Origin of the sequence: Variovorax sucrosi, assembly GCF_051216635.1 — a bacterium.
In the GTDB taxonomy this organism is placed as follows: Bacteria; Pseudomonadota; Gammaproteobacteria; order Burkholderiales; family Burkholderiaceae_C; genus Variovorax.
Genome location: NZ_JBPJZU010000001.1, coordinates 269,818 through 296,267 on the forward strand (window position 1 = coordinate 269,818; position 26,450 = coordinate 296,267).

The following is a 26,450-nucleotide window of genomic DNA, read 5'->3' on the forward strand; positions in this document are numbered from 1 at the left end:
GTGTTTGAACTCCGCCTGCTGGCGCCGGAAGAACGCGTCGAAGACCTGAGCGATGCGCTCGATGCACTCGATGCGCTGAGCGTGTCCGTCGAAGATGCCGATGCCCAGACGGATGCCGAGCAGGCGCTGTTCGGCGAGCCTGGCATGCCGCCACCGAAGGACGGTTGGCAGCGCTCGCGCGTGATCGCGCTGTTCCCTGACGAGCGTGCGGCGCACGAGGCAGCCACGTTGCTGTCCGCTCAGGATTTCTTCGCCGGCTGCAAGGTGGTTGGCGTGGCCGACGTGCCGGAGCAGGACTGGGTGCGGCTCACGCAATCGCAGTTCGCGCCGGTCGAGATCACGCCCGAGTTCTGGATCGTGCCCACCTGGCACGAACCGCCGGCCCAGGCGCGCCAGATCATCCGCCTGGACCCTGGCCTGGCCTTCGGCACCGGCACCCACCCGACCACGCGCATGTGCCTGCGCTGGATCGCAACGCGGCAACCCGCCGCACCAGCGCGCGTGCTCGACTACGGTTGCGGCTCGGGCATCCTGGCGATCGGTGCGGCGAAGTTCGGCGCGGTGAGCATCGATGCCGTCGACATCGATCCGGCCGCCGTCGAGGCCACACGTCTCAACGCCGACGCCAATGCGGTGCAGCTGCACACGGGCTTGCCCGATGCGGCGCAGGGCCGCTACGACGTGGTGCTGGCCAACATCCTGGCCACACCGCTCAAGGTGCTCGCGCCGCTGCTGTGCGCGCACGTCGCGCCAAGCGGTTCGCTGGTGCTGGCCGGCATCCTCGAACGCCAGGCCGACGAACTCAAGAGCGCCTACGCGCCGTACGCGGCGCTCGAGGTGAGCGATGCCGAGGACGGCTGGATCCTCATGACGGCGCACCTGTAGCCGCCGCCGGCCCGCCGACCTGGGCGAGGCCCGATCCTACAATCGACGCCTCATGAGTCTTGCCACCCGCTGCCCCGAATGCGGCACCACGTTCAAGGTGGTGCGGGACCAGCTACGCATTTCCGACGGTTGGGTGCGTTGCGGCCGTTGCAGCCATGTGTTCGACGGCAACGAGCATCTGCACGACCGCGACGTGAGCGCGCCCGAGCAGCCGTCGCCGCCTGTGCCTGAGCCCGCGCCTCCAGGGCCCGTCGACGAAACCTCGCCGACCGCGATCCCGGTCGCTGCAGCACCTGCACCCGGTCCGCCCCATTCGGCCGCAGCGCCGTTGGCCGACACCGATTTCTTCAGCGATACCCTGCTTCGCCTGCAGGTGGATGCGCCAACCCCCGGCGGCTTTGGCGCCGAGGCCGTGGCGCCGCCGTCGGTCATCACCGACCACATTCCGCAGCCACCGCGCACACAGCCGGTGACGCTGGAGGCGCCACCCCTCGGCTGGCCCGCCTTCAGCGGCTATGCGACGACTTCCACGGTGCCGGTCATCGAATTCCCGGGCGACGAGCACCCGGTGCCCTCCGCCATCGGCATGCAGGCCGTCGATGCCTGGTCACGGCTGCCCTCGCTGCACCTGGGCAACATACCGCGGCGGGTCGAGGCGGTGGCGGCCGGAGCCGATGCGGACGGCAGCCATGCCGACGATGCCCAGCTCCAAAAAGCCTTGCGACGCGCCCGCGTCAAGTCCGCGAAGATTGCGAAGGCGCGTGCCAAGGCCAAGGACAGCGAGCCTGCCGCGATCGTGCTGACGGCGAGCGAGGCGGTTGAACCGGCACCGGCCGTGCCGGATGCGATGTCTGACGCGTCGAGCCGTCGCGCCCGACGCGAGTTGGACGTACCGCCCCGGCGCGGCTTCCGTCCCGGTTGGGCCTGGACGATGGTGTCGATCGCGGCGTTGTTGCTGCTCGCGGGGCAGGTCGTTTATCAGGAGCGCAGTGCCATCGTCGCCCGCCAGCCGTCCTGGCGACCCGCGTTCGCGAGTGCTTGCGAAGTGCTGGGCTGCCAACTGTCAGCCTTGCAACGCATTGCCGACATCACCATCGACGGTGCCTCCTTTGCGCGGGAGAAGGGCGGCGAGGGCTACCAGCTGAGCTTCACGCTGCGCAACCGCGCAGACGTGCCGCTGGCCATGCCGGCGGTCGAGCTGTCGCTGATCGATCTGCAGGAGCGCACCGTGGTGCGGCGCGTGCTGCGACCCGCCGACTACGGCGCGCCGGCCGTGCTCGCCGCGCATGCGGAGCGCACCGCGCTGTTGCCGATGGCGCTCGCCGGCGGCGATGCCGCTGCATTGCCGCGCGTGGCGGGCTTCCATCTCGATGCCTTCTATCCCTAGTCGCGCTCCGGCGCGACTCCCTTTTCTCCCCACCAACGGTCCATCTCATGGCAGCAGTGATTTGCGGTTCTCTCGCGTTCGACACCATCATGAATTTCGAAGGGCGGTTCGCGGACCAGATCCTTCCGGACCAGGTGCACATCCTGAACGTGTCCTTTCTGGTGCCCGGCTTGCGCCGGGACTTCGGCGGTTGCGCCGGCAACATCGCGTACAGCCTGAATGCGCTGGGTGGCAAGGCGCTGCCGATGGCCACTGTCGGCAGCGACGGTGCCGACTACATCGCCCGCCTGCAAGGCCTGGGCATCGGCACCGAATTCGTCCGCGAACTCGGCGACACCTACACCGCGCAGTGCTTCATCACGACCGATCTCGCCAACAACCAGATCACGGCCTTCCACCCCGGTGCCATGCAGCAGGCGCACCTGACCCGCATCCCGCCGCGCGACGACATCCAGCTCGGGATCATCTCGCCCGACGGTCGCGACGCGATGCTGCAGCATGCCGAGCAGTTCAAGCTGGGCGGCATCCCCTTCGTCTTCGACCCGGGTCAGGGCCTGCCGATGTTCAATGGGGACGAACTCGCGCGCTTCATCGAGCAGGCGGACTGGGTCACGGTCAATGACTACGAAGGAAAGATGCTCAGCGACCGCACCGGTTGGGACCATGCCGAGATCTCGCGCCGTGTTCGCGGCCTGGTGGTGACGCTCGGCGGCGATGGCTGCGACGTCTGGGTCGACGGCGAATGCACGCACGTGCCGGCGGTCGCACCCGAGGCCGTGGTCGACCCGACCGGTTGCGGCGACGCCTGGCGCGGCGCGCTGCTCTTCGGTCTGGAGAAGGGCTGGTCGCTGGTGGATTGCGCGACCCTGGGCAATCGCGTCGGCGCGATCAAGATCGCTCAGCGCGGGCCACAGAACTACGAGCTCGACCGCCAAGCGCTGGGCGTTTGAGCGTCTTCCCAAAAGCAGTTCCGACGGCGCAATAAAAAAGCCCGACACCTTGCGGTGCCGGGCTTTTGCCTTGGAGGCCGCTGAGAAACTCAGGGCTTGCTGGCCGTCGGAAACGGCCAGGCAGCCTGCGGGTTCAGCGTCGTCTGCGCAGCAGGGGCAGGCGCTACAGCAGCCTTGGCGGGCGCTTTCGCGGCCTTCTTGGCAGCGGGCTTTTTGGCAGCAGGCTTCTTCGCAGCTTTCTTGGCAGCGGGCTTCTTGGCCGCCGCCTTTTTCGCGGGGGCCTTCTTCGCAGGCGCCTTCTTGGCTGCGGCCTTCTTGGCCGGCGCCTTCTTGGCAGCGGCCTTCTTCGCCGGAGCCTTCTTGGCGGCTACCTTCTTGGCAGCAACCTTCTTCGCCGGAGCCTTCTTCGCTGCGACCTTCTTTGCCGGTGCCTTCTTGGCGGCTACCTTCTTGGCAGCAACCTTCTTTGCCGGAGCCTTCTTCGCTGCGACCTTCTTTGCCGGTGCCTTCTTAGCCGCGACCTTCTTTGCCGGAGCCTTCTTTGCTGCGGCTTTCTTCGCCGGTGCTTTCTTTGCAGTTGCCATTTTCTTTCTCCTTGGTCAAGTTGAAAAATCAACCTTTTGAAGCACTTCGCGCGCGCTGTTGCGCTTGAAGCGATCCATGGCGTTGGAAATCAAGTCCCAGCACCATGAACACCTGAGCCCTCTGCACCGCCGCGCTCTGTGGCGCGGTCGATACGGAGGGCAATTCCTGAATCCATCGATTGTTGTCGTTAAAAAGCTCAATCCCAGGAGAGCGCGCCACCCGACTGGTATTCGATCACGCGGGTTTCGAAGAAATTGCGCTCTTTCTTCAGGTCAATCATTTCGCTCATCCAGGGGAACGGGTTTTCTTCGTTCGGGAAGAGCGTCTCGAGGCCGATCTGCTGTGCACGCCGGTTGGCGATGTACCGCAGGTAGCCCTTGAACATGGAGGCGTTCATGCCGAGCACACCGCGGGGCATGGTGTCTTCGGCGTATTGGTACTCGAGCTCGACGGCCTTCAGGAAGAGGGCCTTGATCTCTGCCTTGAACTCTGCTGTCCAAAGGTTGGGATTCTCGAGCTTGAGCTGGTTGATCAGGTCGATGCCGAAATTGCAGTGCATCGACTCGTCGCGCAAGATGTACTGGTACTGCTCGGCCGCGCCGGTCATCTTGTTCTGGCGGCCGAGCGCGAGGATCTGCGTGAAGCCGACGTAGAAGAACAGGCCTTCCATCAGGCAGGCGAACACGATCAGCGACTTGAGCAGGGTCTGGTCGGTTTCGTGCGTGCCGGTCTTGAAGTTCGGGTCGCTGATCGCTTCGATGAAGGGGATCAGGAACTCGTCCTTGTTGCGGATGGAGGCGACCTCGTTGTACGCGTTGAAGATCTCGCTCTCGTCCAGGCCGAGCGATTCGACGATGTACTGGTAGGCGTGCGTGTGGATCGCTTCTTCGAAAGCCTGGCGCAGCAGAAACTGGCGGCACTCGGGCGCCGTGATGTGGCGGTAGGTGCCCAGCACGATGTTGTTAGCGGCCAGCGAATCGGCGGTCACGAAGAAGCCGAGGTTGCGCTTGACGATGCGGCGCTCGTCTTCGGTCAGGCCGTTCGGGTCTTTCCACAACGCGATGTCGCGCGTCATGTTCACTTCCTGCGGCATCCAGTGGTTGGCGCAGGTGGCGAGGTACTTTTCCCAGGCCCACTTGTACTTGAACGGCACCAGCTGGTTGACGTCGGTCTGGCCATTGATGATGCGCTTGTCTGCGGCGTTCACGCGGCGCGCGACGGGTGCTGGAGCAGTGGGGCGAACAGGTGCCGATGCGCCGTCATCGAGCGTCGTGCGAGGCGCAGGCGTGGCGGCAGAGGCTGTTTGCGGCGTCGGGAATTCCATCGAGCGGGCGACAGGTGCGCCGCTTTGCGATGGTGAGTGCTGCAATCCTTGTGGCATGTCCTTTGGCAAGGATGGCTTGACTTCTTCGTCCCAGGTCAACATAGAAAAATCCAATGCTCAAATTATGTGAGCAACGATGTGAGTTGCAAAGTGCAGCCTCACATCGCGCCCGAATTATCTCTCGCTTATGTTGTTCGCATGCATCGCATTTTGTCGGGCGATGCCGCGAATCACATTCGCATCACGCTGACATCACTGGCACGCTTCGCACGTCGGGTCATCGACACCGCAGAACGCGATGTCGGTGGCGGGCATCGCATTGAGCTGCGCCTGTGCGGCTGCAGCGGCAGCTTCGATCGCGCTCATCTTCGGCGCGTCGTTGCTGCCGCCCGAGGACACCGCGTTGAGCCGGCCCGATTGCACCGTCGACTTCTCGGCGTGCGTCGCGCTCTGCGTGCGCAGGTAGTAGGTGGTCTTCAGGCCGCGCAGCCAGGCGAGCTTGTAGGTGTCGTCGAGCTTCTTGCCCGATGCGCCGGCCATGTAGATGTTCAGCGACTGCGCCTGGTCGATCCACTTCTGGCGACGCGAGGCGGCTTCGACCAGCCACGTGGTTTCCACCTCGAACGCGGTGGCGTAGAGCGCCTTCACGTCTTGCGGCACGCGGTCGATCGGACGCAGCGAACCGTCGAAGTGCTTCAGGTCCATCACCATCACGTCGTCCCACAGGCCCAGACGCTTGAGGTCGCGCACCAGGTAGTGGTTGATCACGGTGAACTCGCCCGACAGGTTCGACTTGACCGACAGGTTGCCGAAGCAGGGCTCGATCGAGGCGTCGACGCCGATGATGTTCGAGATGGTCGCCGTCGGTGCAATGGCCACGCAGTTCGAATTGCGCATGCCCTGGGTCTTGATCTTCTGGCGCAGCGCGTCCCAGTCGAGCGTGGACGAGCGGTCGACCTCGACGTAGCCGCCGCGGGCCTTCTCCAGCAGGTCGAGCGTGTCGATCGGCAGGATGCCCTTGTCCCACAGCGAGCCCTTGTAGCTCGAGTACTTGCCGCGCTCGCGCGCCAGGTCGGCCGATGCCGAGTACGCGTGGTAGCAGATGGCTTCCATCGACTCGTCGGCGAACTGCACGGCTTCCTGAGAGGCGTAGGGAATGCGCAACTCATACAGCGAATCCTGGAAACCCATCAGGCCCAGGCCGACCGGACGGTGGCGCAGGTTCGAGTCGCGCGCCTTCTTCACGGCGTAATAGTTGATGTCGATCACGTTGTCGAGCATGCGCATCGCCGTCGAGATCGTCTTCTTCAGCTTTTCCTGGTCGACCTTGCCGTCCTTCAGATGCTGCAGCAGGTTCACTGAACCCAGGTTGCAGACCGCAGTTTCGGTGTCGCTGGTGTTGAGCGTGATCTCGGTGCACAGGTTCGAGGAATGCACGACGCCGGCGTGCTGCTGCGGTGAGCGCACGTTGCAGGCGTCCTTGAACGTGATCCACGGATGGCCGGTCTCGAACAGCATCGTGAGCATCTTGCGCCACAGGTCGCTGGCCGGCAGCGTGCGGCTGGGCTTGATCTCGCCGCGCTGCGCCTTCTCTTCGTAGGCCACGTAAGCCTTCTCGAAGTCGGCGCCGAACAGGTCGTGCAGGTCGGGCACGTTCGAGGGCGAGAACAGCGTCCAGTTGCCCTTTTCCATCACGCGGCGCATGAACAGGTCGGGGATCCAGTTGGCGGTGTTCATGTCGTGCGTGCGGCGGCGGTCGTCGCCGGTGTTCTTGCGCAGCTCCAGGAACTCCTCGATGTCGAGGTGCCAGGTTTCCAGGTACGTGCAGACCGCACCCTTGCGCTTGCCACCCTGGTTCACCGCCACGGCCGTGTCGTTCACCACCTTGAGGAAGGGCACCACGCCCTGCGATTCGCCGTTCGTGCCCTTGATGTGCGAGCCGAGCGCGCGCACGCGGGTCCAGTCGTTGCCCAGGCCGCCGGCGAACTTCGACAGCAGCGCGTTTTCCTTGATCGACTCGTAGATGCCGTCGAGGTCGTCCGGCACGGTGGTCAGGTAGCAGCTCGACAGCTGCGAGCGCAGCGTGCCGGCGTTGAACAGCGTCGGGGTCGATGACATGAAGTCGAAGGACGACAGCACTTCGTAGAACTCGATGGCGCGGGCTTCACGGTCGATTTCGTTCAGCGACAGACCCATGGCCACGCGCATGAAGAAGGCCTGCGGCAGTTCGATGCGCGACTTGCGCACGTGCAGGAAGTAGCGGTCGTACAGCGTTTGCAGGCCGAGGTAGTCGAACTGGTTGTCGCGTTCAGCCTTCAGGGCGGCGCCCAGGCGCGGCAGGTCGAACTGCAGCAGCTTCTCGTCGAGCAATTCGTTGTCGACGCCCTTCTTGATGAACTGCGGGAAGTAGTCGGTGTAGGCCTGCGCACGTTCGGCGGGCATCACTTCGCGGCCGATGATCTCCTTGAAGATCGTGTGCAGCAGCAGGCGCGCGGTGGCGAAGGTGTAGTCGGGGTCTTTCTCGATCAGCGTGCGGGCGGCCAGGATCGAGGCCTTGTAGACCTCGTCGAGCGGCACGCCGTCGTACAGGTTGCGCATCGTCTCGGCCTGGATCGGCGCGGCCGTGATGCTGTCGCCCAGGCCTTCGCAGGCCGATTCGATCAGGCCTTTGAGTTCGTTCAGGTCGAGGGCGACGCGCTCGCCGCGGTCGAGCACATGCAGCGTCGGTGTCGCGGGCGCTTCCTGAGCGCCTTGCTTCGAGCGTTCCTGCGTGCGGCGTTCGCGGTACAGCACATAGGCACGGGCGATCTCGTGGTGCCCGCCGCGCATCAGGCCGAGCTCGACCTGGTCCTGCACGTCTTCGATGTGGAAGGTGCCGCCGCCCGGGCGCGAACGCACCATGGCGCGCACCACGGCCTGCGTCAGCGTGTCGACCGTCTCGCGCACGCTGGCCGAAGCCGCGCCTTGCGTGCCGTGCACCGCGAGGAAGGCCTTCATCATGGCGATGGCGATCTTGTTCGGCTCGAAGGGCACCACGGCGCCGTTGCGACGGATGATCTGGTAGTGCGCGAGGGCGCTGGCGGTCGGCGAGCCGGCGGTGTCGCGGGCGGTCGAGCCGGCCGCAGGCGAGGGCGTTGCGCGGGAGGCGGTGGACGGGGTGTTCAGGGCTGTTTGCATTCGGTCCTCGTTTGGCAAATTCTTGTTGGGGGAAAGCGGCGGGATCGGTGTCCGGCAGCGGCGGCCGGGGGATATCGGCCGGGCAGCACACTATATCTAGTGTGTCGGGGGGTCACAATCACTAGATGTAGTGTTTTTCACGAAGATCAATGTCTGTGAAAAACTTCACATGTGGCGTCGAGGCCGGTGCATGCCCCACAGTCGCCCCGCCGTTGCTGGATCAGTTTGAAGGAAGCCAGCAACGGTGCACTTTCCAGCGGTTTTTGGGCTTGAAAGCCGCATGGTTGCTGGACACATCGCAGGGGCTGCAAGCCCTCTTCGCACCGATCGCCGAGCCATCGATGCCCCGGCCTCGATTGAAAATTATTAGTCGACCTGCGTCTCGGGCGGGAACATCGCGCGCGGCCATCCGGTGTCGGCCTGCAATCGAGGCCACAGGAAGCCCGGGCCGGGGTCTCGCTTGCGGCCCGGCGCGATGTGCTCGTGGCCGGCGACGAAGCCGATCGGGTAGCGCTGCGCGAGGGCGGGGAAGAGGCTCGCCAGCGCCTCGTACTGGGCGTCCTCGAAGCGCTCGCCCTCGAGGCCCTCGAGTTCGATGCCGACGGAATCGTCGTTGCAGTTCGGTCGGCCCCGCCACGCCGAGCCGCCGGCGTGCCAGGCCCGCGCGTCGCAGCTCACGAACTGCCAGAGTTCGCCATTGCGGCGCACATAGAAATGCGCAGACACCTCTGCCCCGCGAATCTGCTGGAAGTACGGATGCGCATCCCAGTCGAGCCGGTTGGTGAAGAGCCGCTGCACCTCGTCGCCGCCGTACTGGCCGGGCGGCAGACTGATGGAGTGCAGCACGATGAGGTCGATCTGCGCGCCGGGCGGGCGCGGGCCGAAATTGGGCGAGGGCAGCGCTTTCGCGAGGCGATACCAGCCATCGGGCCAGAGGCCGGACGGCGCCTCGCCCGGATCGCTCATTCCACGCGGCTCACTCATCCCCGCCTGCATCGTCGTTGCCGTTGGGCGTGCCGATGCCCAGCCGCGCGATGCGGTAGCGAATCTGCCGCAGGCTCAGGCCCAGCCGCGCTGCGGCGGCCGTGCGGTTGAAGCCGCTCTCCCGCAAGGCGCGCACCAGGATCTCGCGCTCCTGTTGGTCGAGGTAGGTCTGCAGGTCGGCCGGCACGGCCGGCGGCTCCGCGGGCATGGCCGGTACGGCGAGCGGCGGTGGTGGCGGCGGGGGTGGCGCGGCGATCGTCATCGGCGCGAAGTCGGACACGCGTTCGAGCGGTGCAATGTTGCTCGGCTCGAAGTCCAGGTGCAGTTCGTCGCCGTCGTTCAGGGCCACGGCCCGGTGCAGCAGGTTCTCGAGTTCACGCACATTGCCCTGTAGTGGATGCGCGGCCAGGCTGTCGATCACGGCGGGCGACAGCACCGGCACGTCCATGCCCGCGTCTTGCGCGATGCGGGCCAGCAATGCGGCGCACAGCGCCGGCAAGTCCTCGCGTCGATCGCGCAGTGCGGGCACGGCGATCTCGATCACGTTGAGGCGGTAGAACAGGTCCTGGCGAAAGCGGCCGGCCTGCACCTCGGCCTGCAGATCCTTGTGGGTGGCGCTCACGATCCGCACGTCGACCGCATCCTCCTGCGTCGAGCCGATCGGGCGCACGCTGCGTTCCTGGATGGCGCGCAGCAGCTTCGACTGCATCGCCAGCGGCAGGTCGCCGATCTCGTCGAGGAACAGCGTGCCGCCGCGTGCGGCCTGGAAGTAGCCGTCGCGGTCGGCGGCCGAGCCGGTGTAGGAGCCCTTGCGGGCGCCGAAGAACTCGGCTTCGAGCAGGTTCTCCGGGATGGCGCCGCAATTCACCGCGACGAAGGGTCCGTCGCTGCGCTGGCTGCAGGCGTGCACCGCGCGGGCGACCAGTTCCTTGCCGGTGCCGGACTCGCCGCGCACCAGCACCGGCGCCATGCCGCGTGCCACTTTGGCGATGCGCGACTTGACCAGACGCATCGGCTCGGAATCACCGACCAGCCGCGCCAGCGCGGCGCTGCCGCTGCCGCCCACCACCGCTTCGGTGCTGCCTCGGGTGGTGTCGACTGCGCTGGCGGCCGGCGTCTGCGGTCGTGCCGGCGCCGGTCGCGCCTGCACCGCCGATGCGACCACGCCGCGAAACTGCTTCAGGTCGACCGGCTTGGTGAGGTAGTCGAATGCGCCGGCCTTCAGCGCCTCGACCGCGTTTTCGGCCGAGCCGTAGGCGGTCATGACCACGCAACGCTCGCTGCGCTGTTCGCGCTGGATCCGCTGCAGGATCTCCATGCCCAGCCCGTCGGGCAGCCGCATGTCGGTGATGACGACGTCGAAGCGTTCGGCCTGCAGATGCTGCGCCGCTTCGGCGACGCTCCCGGCGGCTTCGACGCGATAGCCCTCCCGCAGCAGCGTCAGTTCGTACAGGGTGCGCAGGTCGGGCTCGTCGTCGACGACCAGGATCTGTGCAATGCGCGGCGCGGACGGGGTGGAGGTGCTCACGGCGTTATTGTGTCAGCCGAACTTCCGCGGCCGCGAAGTTGACGAGGAAGGCGTTGCCTTCCGGCCCGCCGTGCGCAACGATGCGCCTGTCGTAGCCCATCGTCGCGCCATGCCGCTCGCAGAGTTCGCGGCACAGAAACAGGCCGAGACCGCTAGAGCGGCTCTCCGACGAGAAGAAAGGCTCGAACAGGTGCCGCTGCACCGCGGGCTCGAGCGGAGCGCCGTCGCTCCACACTTCGAGCCCGGCGCGCCCGCCGCTGGCGCGCCGCGTGACGACCTGAATCGAGCCCTCGCGTGCGCTGGCGTAGCGTGCCGCGTTGTCCAGCAGGTTGACCAGGATGCGGCGCAGGTGCTCGATGTCGAAGCGCACGTCGAGGCCGCCGGCCTCCAGCAACAGCTGCACGCCACGGCGTTGGGTATGCCGGACCCACTCGTCGACCAGCATCTGCACCGTGGGGTCGAGCGCGAGTTGTTCATCCAGCGGCAGCACGCGCTGCTGCCGCGCACGGGCGACGTCGAGCACGTCGTCGACGATGCGCGCCAGCCGCTGCGCGTTCTGCTCGACCATCGCGGTCAGCTGCCGGTGCGCCGGATCGGTCAGGTCTTCGTTGAGCAGGGCGCTGGCCTGGGTGATCGCGGCCAGCGGATTGCGAATCTCATGCGCCACCGCGGCCGACATGCGGCCCATCGCGGCCAGCTTCTCGGTGCGGATGCGGGCCTCGAGTTCGCGCAGGTCCTGCAGGAACATCACGCACAGGCTGTCGTTGCGGCCGTCGGTCGACGGCGTGAGGCGCGTGCGCACCCGGACCTCGCGCGCCGGGCCCTGCGCCTGGGCGACCGGCAGCTCGCGCGATTGCGCGGCGCGGCGCGAGAAGGTGCGCCCCGCCAGCGCGGCCAGCGGCCGCCAGGCTGGCTGCGTCGCCAGCACGAAGGGCGGCGTCATCGACGCCAGCCCGTGCCCGAGGATCACGTCGGCCGCCGGGTTGGCCGCGTGCACCCGACCGTCGGCGTCGATCACCAGCACGCCTTCGCTCAGCGTCTCGATCACCAGGTCGTTCACCTGCGCATGCATCTGCGCCGCACTGCGGCCGCGCTGCGCCAGCGCTTCCTCGCGCGCCAGCCGCCGCGCGAGTTCGTGCGCCAGCAGCGCCACCACGAAGAGGCCGGTGCCGGTGAGCGCCGCCTGCACGAAGCGCGCGCTGGCATCGGCCGGCGATTCGATCCAGCGCCAGCCCGCGTCCGCCAGCAGCAGCAGGGTGACGGCCGCGGTCGTGCCGAGGCCGACCGTCACGGTGCCGAGCACCGCGCCCATCAGCACCGGCAGCGCGAACAGCGGCGTGTAGTTGATGCTGCCGACCTGCAGCACCTGCAAGGCGGTGAAGCTCGCCAGGTCCACGCCGATCGTCACCAGCCAGGCCATCCCGAAGCTGCGGATCGGCGGGCGGAACGGCGTGAAGCGCACCGCCAGCAGGGCGGCGATCAGATAGCCGACGGAGAGGCCGACGGCCAGCCAGTGCACCGACTGGCCGATCGCATAGGTGACGAACTGCAGCAGCAACAGCACGGCCGCCACGAAGCAGCGCGCCGTCATGAAGCCGCGCCACAGGCGCTGCAGCGCGGTGTCGCGTTCGGTCCGGGTGTCGAGCGCTGCCCAGTCGGTCAGGGGTTCGCCGCGCGACCAGAGCAGGGAAGCCATGGCGGCGGTCAGCCTTCTGCCGCGCGTCGGTGCGCCGCGCTGCAATACAGCGCACCGCCCGGTCCTGGCAGGGCGTCGGTGGCCGGCAGGTGCAGGCCGCAGTGCGCGCAGCGCACCATCGCCTGCGGCGCGCCGACCGCGGGCGGCGTCGGGCGTTGGGGCGGCACCGCGCGTTCACGCATTTCCTCGCGCCGATTCTTGCGCCAGAGCCAGATGCCGACCGCTACCACGAAGAGGACCAGCAGGTACTTCATGCGGCGCCCCGCGCCAGCAGCACTTCGAGCACGAAGCGCGAACCGACGTAAGCCAGCAGCAGCAACGCGGCGCCCGCGTACAGCACGCGACGCGCCGTGCGGCCTCGCCATCCGAAGCGGGCACGGCCGATCAGCAGCACCGCGAAGGTCAGCCAGGCCAGCACCGAGAACAGGGTCTTGTGGTCCCACTTCCAGGCCCGGCCGGCGGCGCCGTAGAGCGTCTCGCTGAAGAGCAGGCCGGCCAGCAGCGTGGCCGACAGCAGCACGAAGCCGGCGTTGACGAAGCGGAAGGTCAGGCGCTCGAGCGTCAGCAAGGGCATGCCTGCCTCTGGATCGGTGGCCAGCCGGATCTGCGCCTCGGCACGCGTGGTCAACCAGGCGTGGACCACCGCCGCGCCGAACAGGCCATAGGATGCGATGCCAAGCGCCAGATGCAACGGAAGCCACGGCGACGCCTCGACATCGAGCACCTTGCCCGGAAACAGGGTCGCCAGCAGCACAGCGCCTGCGCCGAGCAAGGCGAGCCCGCGCCGGATTGCGAGCTTGGGGTACATGCGGCTTTCGATGCCGTAGACAGTCAGCACGAGCCAGGCCGTGACCGACAACGCCGGCGCCCAGTCGAAGTGCGGTTGCCGGCCGACGAGGCCCCACGTCAGCGCGGCGGCGTGCAGCAGCCAGGCCAAGCCGAGCAGCGAGCGCGTGGCCGATCGCCCGAATCGCGATGCGCCCGCAGCCACGATGCCGTAGGCGGCGGCGGTGGCGAAGCCCAGCGCCACGCCGAGCGGGGAGGGGCTCGCTAAAATCATGGTTCCGAGTTTAGCTGCGCCTTTGCGCGCGCTCGGGTCTCAAGGCATTCCACTCCATGGCCACCGCACTCACCGAAAAATTCTCCCGGCTCGTCAAGACGATGAGCGGGCAGGCCCGCATCACCGAAGACAACGTGCAGGACATGCTGCGCGAGGTGCGCATGGCGCTGCTCGAGGCCGACGTGGCCCTGCCCGTGGTGCGCGACTTCGTCGCGCGCGTGAAGGAGAAGGCGCTGGGCCAGGAAGTGCTCGGTTCGCTCAAGCCGGGCCAGGCGCTGGTCGGCATCGTGAACCGCGAACTGGCCGCGACCATGGGCGAAGGCGTGTCGGACATCAACCTCGCCGCCCAGCCGCCGGCCGTGATCCTGATGGCCGGCCTGCAGGGTGCCGGCAAGACCACGACCACGGCCAAGCTGGCCAAGCACCTGATCGAGAAGCGCAAGAAGAAGGTGCTGACCGTGTCGGGCGACGTCTACCGCCCCGCCGCCATCGAGCAGCTCAAGACCGTGACCAAGCAGGCCGGTGCCGAGTGGTTCCCGAGCTCGGCCGACCAGAAGCCGATCGACATCGCGCGCGCCGCGATCGACCATGCGCGGCGCCACTTCTTCGACGTGCTGCTGGTCGACACCGCCGGCCGCCTGGCCATCGACGACGTGCTCATGGCCGAGATCAAGGCGCTGCATGCCGAGCTCAACCCCGTCGAAACGCTGTTCGTCGTCGACGCCATGCAGGGCCAGGATGCGATCAACACCGCCAAGGCCTTCAAGGAAGCGCTGCCGCTCACCGGCATCATCCTGACCAAGACCGATGGCGATTCGCGCGGCGGTGCGGCGCTGTCGGTGCGGCAGATCACCGGCGTGCCGATCAAGTTTGCCGGTACGAGCGAGAAGATCGACGGGCTGGAGGTGTTCGACGCCGAACGCCACGCCGGCCGCATCCTGGGCATGGGCGACATCGTCGCGCTGGTCGAGCAGGTCACGGCCGGCGTCGACGTCGCCGCGGCCCAGAAGCTCGCCGCCAAGGTCAAGAGCGGCGCCGGCTTCGACCTCAACGACTTTCTCGGCCAGTTGCAGCAGATGAAGCAGATGGGCGGCCTGTCGAGCCTGATGGACAAGCTGCCGCAGCAGATGGCCGCCAAGGCGACCGAGGCCGACATGACCCGTGCCGAGCGCGACATCCGCCGCAAGGAAGGGATCATCCAGAGCATGACCCCGCTGGAGCGCCGCAAACCCGAACTGCTCAAGGCCACCCGCAAGCGCCGCATCGCCGCCGGCGCTGGCGTGCAGGTTCAGGAGGTCAACCGCATGCTCAACGAGTTCGAGCAGATGCAGACCATGATGAAGAAGATGAAGGGCGGCGGCCTGATGAAGATGATGAAGAAGATGGGTGGCATGAAGGGGATGCCGGGGATGGGTGGGCCGGGGGGGCCGAAGCTGCCGTTCTGAGCTTCGGATGGGTCTTCGTCAAATGGAGTGGCTGCGCCACCCGAGAGCCCTTACGCCTGTGGAATGTCCTCATGAATGCAGAGGTAGTTGCCCTCGGTGTCTTTGAACCAGGCCGCCTTCTCTGCGCCGAGCACACACACATGGTTTACGGTTTTCAGATCAGGGAAGTCGTAGTCCTCGAATACCACCCCAGCGCGCTTCAGCATCTCGATGCTGGCGGCAATGTCCGCGACCCGGAAGCTGATTGCCGTGTGGTCAGCCTTGGTCCCCTCTGGTTTGGGGAACAGCGCCAGAGTGCTACCGCCAACCACGTAGACAAACTTGCCATCAGGGCGCAAGCCACCAGGTTTCAAGCCCAAACACGCTTCGTAGAAGGCACGCGCACGGCCCATGTCCTTGACCGGAAGCAAGGTCGTCACAGACGAGTCGGACAACATAGGAAGTCCTTTCGCTCAATTCCGCCCAGCAGATGCCGCTTGGCGAGCATCCATCCTGCCCGGCCGGAAGCACAGCTTACACGCGCAGTTGCTGCGACGCCAGTACACGTATCCGGACGGTTTTCTTGGCTTTGTCTGGGTCCTGCTCTCGCGTGAATTTGGCATGGCTACGAACCCAACCCAGAGGTGCATTCGCTGGAAGCATTTCTGCACCTGGTTGATCGTGACCATTGCTGCTGCTTCTTTGGCTGAGCGAATGGCCATGCCGGACCTTCGATTTGGCTGGTACGACTCGTCGGCAGCGTTCCAGCCATGAAAAAAGCCGGCGCAATGGCCGGCTTGGTTCGAGAGAGGCGGACGACGCTCAGGCAGTCGCCAGCGCAGGACGCGCCAGCTTCAGCGCATGCATCCAGGCGCGGCGCAGGACGGCCGGCGAACGCGATTCCTCGGGGATCAGCAGGTAGCCGCGGTCGCGCAGCGTGGTGCCCAGCGCGATCTGGCTGGTCAGTACGGTCAGCGGGATCGCCAGCAGCAGCGGCAGGCCCACGGGCATCAGCCAGATCAGCGCGCTCGGGTCGATCAGCGCGATGCCGACGGCCAGGATGGCGATGATCGCGGTCATGGGTGCCAGCTGCGAGAAGGCGATGCGCCACGGCACGGCGGCGGCTTCGCGGGGAGGCGACTTCCAGTTCAGCTTGACGCCGGTGAGGGCGACGACGACGAACAGCGAGTGCGCCAGCATGCGAACCGGGGCTTGCACGATGGCCAGCGCGCTTTCCAGCACCGAGCTCTTGAGCAGGCCACCCAGGCCACCGAACTGGCGCTGCTCGCCGCGCATCAGCACAGCAGCGATGCCCAGCACGCGCGGCAGGAACAGCAGGCTCAGCGTCCAGGCCCACAGGGCGGCCAGCTCGCCCGGCAGCACATGCCAGCTCGAGATCAGGCTCGAACCCGACAGCCACAGGGCGGTGCCCAGCGTCAGGAAGGCCAGCCACAGCGGGGCCGAAACGTAGGCCATGGTGCCGGTCACGAACATCGCGCGGTGCACCGGGTGGATGCCGGGCTCGGCCATCAGGCGGGCGTTCTGCAGGTTGCCCTGGCACCAGCGGCGATCGCGCTGCAGTTCGGACAGCAGGTCCGGCGGTTGCTGCTCGTAGCTGCCGACCAGGTCGGACACCAGCCACACGTGGTAGCCGGCGCGGCGCATCAGCGCGGCTTCGACGAAGTCGTGCGACATGATGCCGCCCGACATGCCGCCGGTGCCGGCGATCGGTGCCAGTGCGCAGTGGTCCATGAAGGGCTTGACGCGGATGATGGCGTTGTGGCCCCAGTAGTGCGATTCGCCCAGTTGCCAGAACTGCATGCCCAGCGTGAACAGGCGGCCCGTCACGCGGGAAGCGAATTGTTGGGCCCGGGCGTGCAGCGTGACGTGGCCGATGGCCTGCGTCGCGGTCTGGATCACGCCGGCCGTCGGGTTGGCTTCCATCAGCTTGACCATGGCGGTCAGGCAGTCGCCGCTCATCACCGAGTCGGCATCGAGCACGACCATGTACTTGTAGTCGTTGCCCCAGCGGCGGCAGAAGTCGGCCACGTTGCCGGCCTTGCGGTGCGTGCGGCGGGTGCGCAGGCGGTAGTACACCTCGACCTGCGGCTGGTTGGGGCTCTCGGCGAGCGCGGCGCGCAGGTCTTCCCAGGCGGCGCGTTCGGCCTTGGCCGTTTCGGCGTCGTAGCTGTCGGACAGCACGAAGACGTCGAACTGCTTCGAATGGCCGGTGGCGGCGACCGATTCGCACGTGGCGCGCAGGCCGGCGAACACCGTGGCCACGTCCTCGTTGCAGATCGGCATGATGATCGCGGTACGCGTTTCCGGGTTCATCGGGTGGTCGGCCACCTGCTTGACGGACAGCGCGTGCTTGTCACCGCGGACGGAAACATAGAAGCCCATCAGCGCGGTCACGAAGCCGGTGACGACCCAGCCGGACAGCAGGCCGTACAGGCCGATCTGGCCGTATTCGAGCCAGACGTTGTCGTAGTCGGGTTGCACGCCGGCGAACAGGATCGACGCGATCACGGTGCTGAACAGGGCCAGCAGCATGAAGGCCAGTCGACGCTGCTTGGCGGCGCGTTGCCACGGCTGTTCCGGGCCGAGTTCGACGGCTTGCTCGCGGGCGGTCTTGCCGCCGGCGCCGAGCTTCACCAGCATGGCCGTGCCGATGCTGTTCCAGAAACCGCGCCAGGGGCGGGGCGCCATGGAGCCGCGGTTGACCGGCGGTGCGGTCACGGCGTTCGGATGACGGTCCTCGCGAAACGCGCTGCGCTTCGGGCCGAGGTCGGCCGGGGTCAGAACCTTCATCTGGGAGAAATCGTTTGGTTTCATGTGCGGCTCACCAACGTTGCTTTTGAAGGGAAGAAGGGGTGTCGCCAATCGCTGGAAAGCGCTTGAAGACGCAGTCGGGGGCGGCGCCGCCCAATCCGTCGGATCCGGCCGCCAACGGGCTGGCGGCACGGGGCCGCGAGAGGGAAACCTGCGCAGAACGCAGGCCATCGCGCCGCGGACGCAGCGTGAAAGAGGGGCTGGAAAGGACGGTCATGCCTCTACAGGGGCAAACCCTGTGCCAGCATGGAAAAGCGCTTTTAAATCAAAGGCTTAGGTGAAATGCAGGCCTGAAAATGCCGGGGAAGCCGATCGGGAAGGCCGAAAACCCCTGATTTTGTCGCCAAAGCCCGACAGCCCTGGCAGCTGCGATGACCAAACCCAATGAAATCAACGGTTTACTTGCGTCGCTCGTCAGCGACAGCTTCGCCAGGTGGCGACGTCGGGCCGTCGGCCTTGAAGTGACCGGGGGTCAGTTCGTGCTTTTGCAGCAGGCGGTAAAACTCGGTCCGATTGCGGTCGGCCAGCCGCGCGGCATCGGCCACATTGCCGTCGGTCAGCTTGAGCAGGCCCACCAGATAGTCGCGTTCGAAACGCTGCTTGGCGTCGGCATAGGTCTGGACCTCCACGGTCGGAACGCGCAGCGCTCGCTGCACCAGCGCCAGCGGGATGAGCGGTGAGCTCGACAGCGCACAGACCTGCTCGACCACGTTGAACAGTTGCCGCACATTGCCCGGCCAGGAGGCCGTGGTGAGCGCCTTGATCGCTTCGGGCGCGAAGCCGGAAAGCCGCTTGCCGTATTTCGTCGACAGGCGCTGCAGGAAGTGGTTGGCCAGCAGCGGGATGTCTTCGCGCCGGGCCGACAGCGGCGGCAGCGTGAGCGTCACCACGTTGAGCCGGTAGTACAGGTCTTCGCGGAACTGGCCCGCCTCCATCGCGGCGTCGAGGTCGCGGTGGGTGGCCGAGACGATGCGCACGTCGACCGCGATCGACTGGGCGGCGCCGACCGGCCGCACCGCGCGCTCCTGCAGCACGCGCAGCAGTTTGACCTGCAGGGCGGGCGGCATGTCGCCGATCTCGTCGAGCAGCAGCGTGCCGCCGTCGGCCTGCTGGAACAGGCCCTTGTGGTTGGCATGGGCGTCGGTGAAGGCGCCCTTCATGTGGCCGAACAGTTCCGATTCGAGCAGCGCCTCGGGGATGGCCCCGCAGTTGACTGCCACGAAGGGCTTCTCGGCCCGCGCGCTGGCCTTGTGGATGGCGCGGGCCAGCAGTTCCTTGCCGGCGCCGCTGTCGCCGCGCAGCAGCACCGACGCGTCGGACTTGGCGACCATGCGCGCCTCGGCCAGCAGTTCGGCCATGCGGTTGCTGCGACTGACGATCTCGGAGCGCCAGCTCTCGTCGCCGCCGGCGCTGGGCGTGGTGGCGGGCGAGCCCATGGCCAGCGCCTGGCTGATCTTCTCGAGCAGCTCGCGCGCGTCGTAGGGCTTGGTCAGGTAGGTGAAGACGCCGCGCGCCGTCGCCTCGACCGCGTCGGGGATGGTGCCGTGCGCGGTGAGTAGGATCACCGGCAGCGTCGGGTGGTCCTTGCGGATCTCGTCGAACAGCGCAAGCCCGTCGCGGCCGGGCAGGCGCACGTCGCTCAGCACCAGCTGCGGATGCTCGATCTCGAGCTGGGTCAGCGCCGATTCCGCCGACGTCACGGCCGTCACCTGGTAGCCGGCGGAATTCAACCGCATCGACAGCAGGCGCAGCATGTCGGGGTCGTCGTCGACCACCAGCAGTCGGGCGCCGGTGGCTTTCGCGGAACTGGGTGCTTCACTCATGGATATTCCTTCGGGCGCCGCTCAGGGCGCGGCGGGCTTGCTGCCGTTGGTCGGCGCCGGTGCATTGGGCCGAGCGAAGCTGCGTTCGATGGCGCGCAGGGCCTCGATCCGATCGTTCAGCTGGTCGATGCGGCGCTGTGCGTCGCGCGCCTGCTGGGCCTGGCGGTCGCGGTCGTCCTCGACCTTGCGCTGTTCGACGAAGCGTGCCGCCAGCAGGCGTGCCAGCGGCTGAAGCGGCTGGGCGTCGGCGGACGGATTGGAAATCACGCGTTGCAGCAGCCCCAACGAGCGCCCCAGATCGGCCGGCACGCGCGTCTGCGCCAGCACCAGGGCCACCTGCATCTGCGCCAACGGCGCATCGCCGGGGTCGCCCAGGCGCGTCAGTTCGGCCGCCAGCTCGTTGGCGCTGAGCGGGCGCAGCCGGTCGGCATAGGTGAGGACGGCTTCGGCCGGGGTGGCGCCGCGCAGCGAGAAGGCCAGTGCCGGCTGGGTCGCCAGAGCGATCGGCTCCGCCTCGACCGGGGTCACGCGGACCACCGGGGGCGGCGGCGGTGCCGGCACGGGGGTCGCAGGCGGGGGCGGCGCCGACGCGGGCGGCGGCGTGGTGCAGGCGCTCAGGAGGGTCAGCGACGACAGGGCGAGCGCCGAGGCAAGGGCCGGACAGCGGGCGAACGAAAAAAACATGGTTCGAAGAAAGCGTGGGAGCGCGAGGTATTCGGGGACAGGAGCGCGGCGGCTCAGGCGGAGCGCGGGAGTTCGATGCGGAATCGCCCCCCGGGGCCGTCGGGCAGCAGCGCGATGTGGCCGCCGTGTGCAGCAATGTACTCCTGCACGATCGACAGGCCGATGCCTGTGCCTTTGACCGCGTGCTCGGGCTGGCGTTCCCCGCGGTAGAAGGGTTCGAAGATGCGGTCGCGGTCGCCCTCGGCGATGCCGGGGCCGGCGTCGCTGATGTCGATGCGCGCGACGTCGGAGGTGCCCGAGACGTCGAAGCGGATGATGCCGCCGCGCTCGGAGAATCGGATCGCGTTCGACAGCAAGTTGGCCAGGGCCGTGCCCAGCTTGGCGGGGTCGACGGTGATCGACAGCGGTTCGCCCTCGACCTGCACCTGCAGCCCGTGCGCCTGCCATTGCAGGCGTTGCGCCTCGACCTGCTCCTCGATCAGCGGCAACAGGGCCGTGCGCTGGCGGTGCAGGTCGCGCGCCTCGAAGGCGGCGGCGTTGAAGCGCAGCAGCGCCTCGATCTGGCTTTGCAGCGAGATGGCGTTCTGTTGCAGGATCTGCGCGACCTCGCGCTGCGCCGGATTGAGCGCCCCGGTCACGCCGTCTTCCAGCAGCGAGATGCCTTCGCGCAGGGCCGCCAGCGGCGTCTTGAGTTCATGCGAGACGTGACGCAGGAAGCGTGCCTTGTCGGCATCGAGTTCCGTCAGACGCAGCCGCAACCATTCGAGCTGCTGCGACACGCGCCGCACGTCGGCCGGGCCTCGGATATCGATCGGCTCGTCGAGCCGGTTCTCGCCCAGCCCCACGATGGCGCGCTGCAGCCGCTTGAAGGGCCGCGCCAGCCAGACGCCGAAGGCCAGCGCCAGTGCCACCGCCAGCGCACTGGCGGCCAGCACCTGGCGCATCAGCCGCGTGCGGGCGTCTTCCAGGCGGGTCGAAAGGGCTGTGTTCTGTGCCTCGATCTGCGTCTGTGCCTGCTGGGCGATGTCGGTGTTCACCGCGTCGAGGTCGCGGAACTGCATGGCGAGCGTGGTTTCGCGGGTGAGGGCGGTGTCGGAGGGCCCGACCAGCAGCCGTTCCATCGCATCGAGCTGCATGCGCCAGGCGTCGATGGACGTGCGCTGCACACCGTTGTCGGCCAGCCGCGTGAGCACGTTTTGCGCGTCGCGCGCGGCGTCGTCGAAACGTCGGCGCAGCACCGCGTCGTTGAGCACCAGCGACTGGCGGCCGGCCCGTTCCATCGCCGCGCTGCGCTCGGCCAGCGACTGCGCCGCGCCCGACAGCGTGAGCGCGCGGGTCGCGGCGTCGCGGCTCTGGGTCATGAGCGCGTCGTACTGGAACACGGCGCGCAGCGCCACGCCCACCAGCAGGGCGGTGATCAGGAGGAAGGCGAAAAGCAGCAGCTGCTGGAAGGAGCCGCGCGCGGTGGTGAGCTTTGTCATCAGACGGCGAGCGAAGCCGTGGCCGGCAGGGCGGCGCCTGCCAGTTCGCGCGTGGGCACTTCACCGCGCAGGGTGTAGGCCAGCGAGCGCGTGATGCGCAGGTCGACCATCTGGCCGACCAGGCGTGCGTCGCCTTCGAAATTGACGACGCGGTTGCAGGCGGTGCGGCCCATCAGTTCGCTCGCGTTCTTGCGCGACGCGCCTTCGACCAGCACGCGCTGCGTGGTGTCGACCAGCGCCTGGCCGAAGTGCTTGACGTTGACGTCGATCGCCGCCTGCACCTGCTGCAGGCGCGCCAGCTTCACCGCGTGCGGCGTGTCGTCGTGCAGCGCCGCGGCGGGCGTGCCGGGGCGCGGGCTGAAGATGAAGCTGAAGCTCGAATCGAAGCGGCAGTCCTCGATGAGCTTCATCATCTTCGCGAAGTCCTCGTCGGTCTCGCCGGGGAAGCCGACGATGAAGTCGCTGCTGAGCGCGAGTTCGGGCCGGATCGCGCGCAGCTTGCGCACCGTGCTCTTGTATTCCATCGCGGTGTAGCCGCGCTTCATCGCCATCAGGATGCGGTCGCTGCCGTGCTGCACCGGCAGGTGCAGGTGGCTCACCAGTTGCGGCACCTTGGCGTAGGCCTCGATCAGCCGCGGCGTGAACTCGTTCGGGTGGCTGGTGGTGTAGCGGATGCGCTCGATGCCGGGGATCTCGGCGATGTACTCGATCAGCAGCGCGAAGTCGGCGATCTCGGCCGTGTCACCCATGCGGCCGCGGTAGGCGTTGACGTTCTGGCCGAGCAGCGTGACCTCGCGCACGCCCTGGTCGGCCAGGCCGGCGACCTCGACCAGCACGTCGTCGAGCGGCCGGTTGACCTCTTCGCCGCGGGTGTAGGGCACGACGCAGTAGCTGCAGTACTTCGAGCAGCCTTCCATGATCGAGACGAAGGCGGTCGCACCCTCGACCCGCGCCGGCGGCAGGTGGTCGAACTTCTCGATCTCGGGAAAACTGATGTCGACCTGCGGGCGGTCTTGCGCCTCGCGTTGGGCCAGCATCTCGGGCAGCCGGTGCAAGGTCTGCGGGCCGAACACCACGTCGACGTACGGTGCACGCGCGAGGATGGCCGCGCCTTCCTGGCTGGCCACGCAGCCGCCCACGCCGATCTTCACGCCCTTGGCCTTCAGATGCTTGATGCGCCCGAGGTCGCTGAAGACCTTCTCCTGCGCCTTCTCGCGCACCGAGCAGGTGTTGAAGAGGATCAGGTCGGCCTCGTCGATGTCCTGCGTCGGCTCGTAGCCCTGCGCGGCGTTCAGCACGTCGGCCATCTTGTCCGAGTCGTACTCGTTCATCTGGCAGCCGAAGGTTTTGATGAAGACTTTTTTGCTCATGGCGTGGGGGGATGGAAAACCATCGGGAGAAATGCCGCAGGCGCCCTGCGAGGCGCCCAAATGGAAGGGGGAAGGGGAAAAAGGGAAATGCGGCGGCGTCGGCCGCCGGCCTCACTGCCCGAAAGCGGGCAACTGGTTGAAGGGCGTCTTGCCGTCGTCGGTCGCGCCGCTGGCCGCCACGAAGGGCCAGAAGTTCAGGAAGGGCCTGCCGGCCGAGACGCGCTTCGCACTCGCCTCGGTGGCGGTGAGGATCCAGACCTCGCGCACCAGGCCGGCCGGGTCGCGCGTGTAGTTGACCAGCAGGTTCTGCCCGGTGACGGCGCCGGTCGTCACGACCATGTTCTCCGCACTGCGGATGCGCGCCCCGGGCGACAGGCGATCGGGCCGGCCGTCGAGCTGGATCTCCGGCGCCGCCAGCACCATCATCTGCCCGCGCAGCGTGCCTTCCGGGAAGTTGCGGCCACCCGCAGTGGCCTCGTTCTGGACCACGGCGTCCGGCGTCTGCGCCCATACGGCGGGCGGGCAGGCGAGCGCCGCCAGCATGACGAGGACGGAGAGGACGGAAAGGGCGGCCGAGGGGCCGGGGGCGGCGGTGCGTTGGCAGCGGTTCATGGGGTATATCCAGAGGCTGTGGAGCGGCCGATTTTAGCGGTCGGGGTCAGCGCACGGGTGTGGTGGCGGTGGACGGCCCCTCCCTGGGGGACGCTGCGCTTGCGGGTCAGGCGGTGGCCGATGCGCTGGTCGAGACCGGGCGCGGGGCCGACGCCGGCGATGACGCCCCTGCGCCGGGCAGGGCTTGGCGCGCGGCGGTGCCGAAGGCCGCGACGCGGGCCCAGTCCTCGACCGCGTCGAGCAATTGGGTCTGCATTGCCCGCGTCGTCGCCGTGTGGTCGATGTCGGGCCAGAAGCGGTATTGCACCCGCTCGAACAGCGGCGAGCCGCGCAGTTGGCTCAGCATCCCGTGGTTGCGGTCGGTCGAGTTGTAGGTCACCGAATACATCAGCGACACGGCTACGCCGCGGTCGGCCAGGGACAGAAGGCGCCGCTCGTGCTCCGCGGCGTCCACCACCGGTGCCTCGGCCCCTCCGAAGATGCTGCCCGCCGCCGCGCGCGGCTGGCGGTTCGGCAGCAGCGACGCCAGCCGCTCCAAGGTGCGCTGGCGCGCGGTGGCGTCGTCCTTGCCGAGCCAGTCGGTCAGGTCGCGCCACCAGAGGTAGCTCGCGCGTACCGCCGGGTTGACCGGGAAAGCAGCCAGCCGGCGCAGCTTGCGCTCGATGCGCACACTGCGCGTCAGGTACATCTCGCCGTCGAAGGCCAGCATGCCCGTCACGCGCGGGTCGGCGAGCGCCAACGCCATGGCGTTCTCGGCACCCGAGCAGATGCCGAACACCAGGAAGCGGCGGATGCCGTGACGCTCGGCCAGGTAGTCCATCGCGGCCTTCATGTCCTCGACGGCTTGCGCGCGGAATGCATGGCGGCTCTGCGCCGCCACGCTGTCGCCGATGCCGGAGAGGTCGAAACGCAGCGTCGGGATGCCGGCGCTCGCGAGTCGGCGCGCCGTCTTGACGTTGATGCGGTGCGGCCCGATACGGTGGTTCACCCCCGTGTTGAGCACCAGGCAGGCCGCGTCGGAGCGGCTCGACTGCGGCTGGCTGAGCAGGCCGAAAAGCCCTTCATCAGGGCCGAACAGAACGGGTGTCTCGGTGTAGTCATTCATGGATTTCTGCCATTACACGTTGCAATGCCTCCGCTGGCACCATCTCATTATTGGGGTGGGGGTTGCTGGTCCATATCATGGTATGCGGCAATGGGACATGGCGTGCGCTTCGACCCTGCGTCTGTGCCGTGACCCACTGCCGGGTGCTCGCATCGTCGGGTTTGGCGATCACCACGAGTTCGGTACCGGTGCTCAACTGGAGCACCTCGGGCGTGAGTCCCGCGATCTGGCGCCGCAGCAGGTCCGAGATGCCGAAGCCAAAGGCCTCGCTGCTGAAGGCGTCCGGATCGTCGCGCAGGCTGCGGCGCCAGGCCGCGTCCGGAATCGAATGGCTGAGTTCCAATTCGGCCACATGCTTTTCGCGCAGATCCTGCAGATAGCTGCGGCCCTCGAGCACCGGCTCCCAGAGCACGAGCCGTGCGATGCGGGGGCTCGCCGAGGCTGCGGCCTGCAGCGCCAGCGTGGCACCGATGCGCGCGCCGAACCACACGAGGCGGGCTGCACCGGAGCGCGAGAGCAGTTCGCGGTGGGCCTCGCCGATGTCGCGGCGCCAGCCCTCCATGTCGCCATCCTCGTCGTCGCCTGGCGAGTCGCCGGTGCCATAGGGGTCGAAGCGCAGCACCGGCACGCCGCGACGCGACAGCCGAAGTGCCAGCAGGCGGTAGAAGCGATGGCTGCGCAGGGCCTCGTGGCCCATCGGCGGGCACAACAGCACGGCGGTGTCGCTGGCGCGCGCGCCCTCCGCCGCATGGAAAAGACCGAAGAGCCGCCGCGATGGCGGGCCGAACATCAAGGGAGTCATGCCGTGAATTCCAGCGGCGCCTCGGCGGATGAGCCCGGCGCCAGCATGCGTCGCCCGCCGTGCCGCAGGCGCAGCGCCAGCGCGCCGATCGCGCTGTCGCCGTCCTCGAAGGACTGCAAACGCAGGTGTTCGACGCCGTCCGGCGTGGCCACGGCCACGTTCTGTGCTTCGGGCGCGATGCCGACTTCGAAGCCGTCGGTGGCCAGATCCAGCCCGATGCCGATCGCCTTCAGGCAGGCTTCCTTGCGGGTCCAGCAGACGAAGAAGGCGCGGTCGCGCAGGGGCTCGGGGCAGGCGGCCAGGGCAGCGTGCTCGGCGGGCGAGAAATAGGCGGCGGCGAGGGCCAGCGCGTCGGGCATCGGACGCACCCACTCGAGATCGACGCCTGGCTCGTCCCCGGTCGACAGGGCGACCAGACCGATGCCCTGGCTGTGGCTCAGATTGAAGTGCAGCCCCGCCGGCGCGAGTGCCGGTTTGCCGAAGCGGCCGGCCATCAGGCGCAGGCCCTCGCCGGAGCGGCCGGTGTGCTGGCCCAGCAGTTGGCGCAGCGCGGCATGGGCGGCGATGAAGCGCTGCCGATCGCGCTCGAAGACGAAGCGGCGCGCCCGCGCCAGCTCGTCGGCCGACAGCTTGGCGAGTGCCGCGGCCGGGACGTGCTGGTCCAGATCGATCCGCCACAGCGTGCAGCCGGGCGCATCGACGGGGAGGGCGAACGGCGAGAGGATCATGCGCACCGCCGCA

The 26,450-nt window shown here is 67.7% G+C and carries 23 protein-coding genes; 5 read left to right on the forward strand and 18 right to left on the reverse strand.

Annotated features, from left to right (window positions below; genetic code table 11):
- From prmA to ACSFBE_RS01230, 3 genes are read left to right on the forward strand one after another with little or no spacing between them, the layout of a single operon-like run.
- Complete coding sequence (prmA, locus tag ACSFBE_RS01220; RefSeq protein ID WP_435488541.1) at positions 1 to 885, forward strand: 50S ribosomal protein L11 methyltransferase; 885 nt, start codon at positions 1 to 3, stop codon at positions 883 to 885.
- A gap of 52 nt (positions 886 to 937) precedes the next feature.
- Positions 938 to 2,272 (forward strand): zinc-ribbon and DUF3426 domain-containing protein, encoded by a 1,335-nt coding sequence (locus ACSFBE_RS01225; RefSeq protein ID WP_435488542.1) that lies wholly within the window; start codon positions 938 to 940, stop codon positions 2,270 to 2,272.
- Between the two features lie 47 nt (positions 2,273 to 2,319).
- Positions 2,320 to 3,222 (forward strand): carbohydrate kinase family protein, encoded by a 903-nt coding sequence (locus ACSFBE_RS01230; protein WP_435488543.1) that lies wholly within the window; start codon positions 2,320 to 2,322, stop codon positions 3,220 to 3,222.
- Between the two features lie 89 nt (positions 3,223 to 3,311).
- Here ACSFBE_RS01230 and ACSFBE_RS01235 read toward each other — a convergent pair whose 3' ends face one another.
- From ACSFBE_RS01235 to ACSFBE_RS01270, 8 genes are all read right to left on the reverse strand, one after another.
- Complete coding sequence (locus tag ACSFBE_RS01235) at positions 3,312 to 3,806, reverse strand: histone H1-like DNA-binding protein (protein ID WP_435488544.1); 495 nt, start codon at positions 3,804 to 3,806, stop codon at positions 3,312 to 3,314.
- A gap of 197 nt (positions 3,807 to 4,003) precedes the next feature.
- Positions 4,004 to 5,233, reverse strand: a complete 1,230-nt coding sequence (locus tag ACSFBE_RS01240; RefSeq protein WP_435488545.1) for a ribonucleotide-diphosphate reductase subunit beta — start codon at positions 5,231 to 5,233, stop codon at positions 4,004 to 4,006.
- Between the two features lie 150 nt (positions 5,234 to 5,383).
- Positions 5,384 to 8,308 (reverse strand): ribonucleoside-diphosphate reductase subunit alpha, encoded by a 2,925-nt coding sequence (locus ACSFBE_RS01245; protein ID WP_435488546.1) that lies wholly within the window; start codon positions 8,306 to 8,308, stop codon positions 5,384 to 5,386.
- Between the two features lie 366 nt (positions 8,309 to 8,674).
- Positions 8,675 to 9,292 carry a 1,6-anhydro-N-acetylmuramyl-L-alanine amidase AmpD gene (gene ampD / locus ACSFBE_RS01250; RefSeq protein WP_435488547.1) on the reverse strand — a complete coding sequence of 206 codons (618 nt, stop codon included), beginning with the start codon at positions 9,290 to 9,292 and terminating at the stop codon, positions 8,675 to 8,677.
- Complete coding sequence (locus ACSFBE_RS01255; protein WP_435488548.1) at positions 9,285 to 10,820, reverse strand: sigma-54-dependent transcriptional regulator; 1,536 nt, start codon at positions 10,818 to 10,820, stop codon at positions 9,285 to 9,287. The genes ampD and ACSFBE_RS01255 overlap by 8 nt, the downstream gene beginning before the upstream one ends.
- Before the next feature lie 4 nt (positions 10,821 to 10,824).
- The gene (locus ACSFBE_RS01260) at positions 10,825 to 12,516 is read right to left on the reverse strand and encodes a two-component system sensor histidine kinase NtrB (protein ID WP_435488549.1); all 1,692 of its coding nucleotides are present in this window, start codon (positions 12,514 to 12,516) and stop codon (positions 10,825 to 10,827) included.
- A gap of 8 nt (positions 12,517 to 12,524) precedes the next feature.
- The gene (locus ACSFBE_RS01265) at positions 12,525 to 12,770 is read right to left on the reverse strand and encodes a PP0621 family protein (RefSeq protein WP_435488550.1); all 246 of its coding nucleotides are present in this window, start codon (positions 12,768 to 12,770) and stop codon (positions 12,525 to 12,527) included.
- Complete coding sequence (locus ACSFBE_RS01270) at positions 12,767 to 13,576, reverse strand: cytochrome C assembly family protein (protein WP_435488551.1); 810 nt, start codon at positions 13,574 to 13,576, stop codon at positions 12,767 to 12,769. Before ACSFBE_RS01270 ends, ACSFBE_RS01265 begins: the two co-directional genes overlap by 4 nt.
- Positions 13,577 to 13,632: 56 nt before the next feature.
- Here ACSFBE_RS01270 and ffh point away from each other — a divergent pair, with 56 nt between their 5' ends.
- Positions 13,633 to 15,021: a signal recognition particle protein gene (gene ffh / locus ACSFBE_RS01275; protein WP_435488552.1), complete on the forward strand. Its 1,389-nt coding sequence runs from the start codon at positions 13,633 to 13,635 to the stop codon at positions 15,019 to 15,021.
- Positions 15,022 to 15,071: 50 nt separating this feature from the next.
- Here the strand turns inward: ffh and ACSFBE_RS01280 are convergent, their stop codons facing one another.
- Entirely contained in the window at positions 15,072 to 15,458 is a 387-nt protein-coding gene (locus tag ACSFBE_RS01280; protein WP_435488553.1) for a VOC family protein, read from the reverse strand.
- Positions 15,459 to 15,614: 156 nt separating this feature from the next.
- On the opposite strand from ACSFBE_RS01280, the gene ACSFBE_RS01285 reads away from it, so the two are divergent.
- The gene (locus ACSFBE_RS01285) at positions 15,615 to 15,710 is read left to right on the forward strand and encodes a DUF3024 domain-containing protein (RefSeq protein WP_435488888.1); all 96 of its coding nucleotides are present in this window, start codon (positions 15,615 to 15,617) and stop codon (positions 15,708 to 15,710) included.
- 112 nt (positions 15,711 to 15,822) lie between these two features.
- Here ACSFBE_RS01285 and mdoH read toward each other — a convergent pair whose 3' ends face one another.
- From mdoH to ACSFBE_RS01330, 9 genes are all read right to left on the reverse strand, one after another.
- Positions 15,823 to 17,835 (reverse strand): glucans biosynthesis glucosyltransferase MdoH, encoded by a 2,013-nt coding sequence (mdoH, locus tag ACSFBE_RS01290; RefSeq protein WP_435488554.1) that lies wholly within the window; start codon positions 17,833 to 17,835, stop codon positions 15,823 to 15,825.
- A 395-nt stretch (positions 17,836 to 18,230) separates the two neighbouring features.
- Positions 18,231 to 19,655: a sigma 54-interacting transcriptional regulator gene (locus tag ACSFBE_RS01295; protein WP_435488555.1), complete on the reverse strand. Its 1,425-nt coding sequence runs from the start codon at positions 19,653 to 19,655 to the stop codon at positions 18,231 to 18,233.
- A gap of 21 nt (positions 19,656 to 19,676) precedes the next feature.
- Positions 19,677 to 20,339, reverse strand: a complete 663-nt coding sequence (locus tag ACSFBE_RS01300) for a hypothetical protein (RefSeq protein ID WP_435488556.1) — start codon at positions 20,337 to 20,339, stop codon at positions 19,677 to 19,679.
- 53 nt (positions 20,340 to 20,392) lie between these two features.
- Positions 20,393 to 21,820: a sensor histidine kinase gene (locus ACSFBE_RS01305; protein ID WP_435488557.1), complete on the reverse strand. Its 1,428-nt coding sequence runs from the start codon at positions 21,818 to 21,820 to the stop codon at positions 20,393 to 20,395.
- Positions 21,820 to 23,190, reverse strand: a complete 1,371-nt coding sequence (gene miaB, locus ACSFBE_RS01310; protein WP_435488558.1) for a tRNA (N6-isopentenyl adenosine(37)-C2)-methylthiotransferase MiaB — start codon at positions 23,188 to 23,190, stop codon at positions 21,820 to 21,822. The genes ACSFBE_RS01305 and miaB overlap by 1 nt, the downstream gene beginning before the upstream one ends.
- Before the next feature lie 111 nt (positions 23,191 to 23,301).
- On the reverse strand, positions 23,302 to 23,802 hold the full coding sequence (locus ACSFBE_RS01315) for a hypothetical protein (protein ID WP_435488559.1): 501 nt from the start codon (positions 23,800 to 23,802) through the stop codon (positions 23,302 to 23,304).
- Between the two features lie 106 nt (positions 23,803 to 23,908).
- Positions 23,909 to 24,907: a serine aminopeptidase domain-containing protein gene (locus ACSFBE_RS01320; protein ID WP_435488560.1), complete on the reverse strand. Its 999-nt coding sequence runs from the start codon at positions 24,905 to 24,907 to the stop codon at positions 23,909 to 23,911.
- Positions 24,900 to 25,709, reverse strand: a complete 810-nt coding sequence (locus ACSFBE_RS01325) for a serine aminopeptidase domain-containing protein (protein WP_435488561.1) — start codon at positions 25,707 to 25,709, stop codon at positions 24,900 to 24,902. The genes ACSFBE_RS01320 and ACSFBE_RS01325 overlap by 8 nt, the downstream gene beginning before the upstream one ends.
- A complete protein-coding gene (locus ACSFBE_RS01330) occupies positions 25,706 to 26,437 on the reverse strand; it encodes a 4'-phosphopantetheinyl transferase family protein (RefSeq protein ID WP_435488562.1) in 732 nt (243 codons plus the stop codon). The genes ACSFBE_RS01325 and ACSFBE_RS01330 overlap by 4 nt, the downstream gene beginning before the upstream one ends.
- Between the last annotated feature and the right edge of the window lie 13 nt (positions 26,438 to 26,450).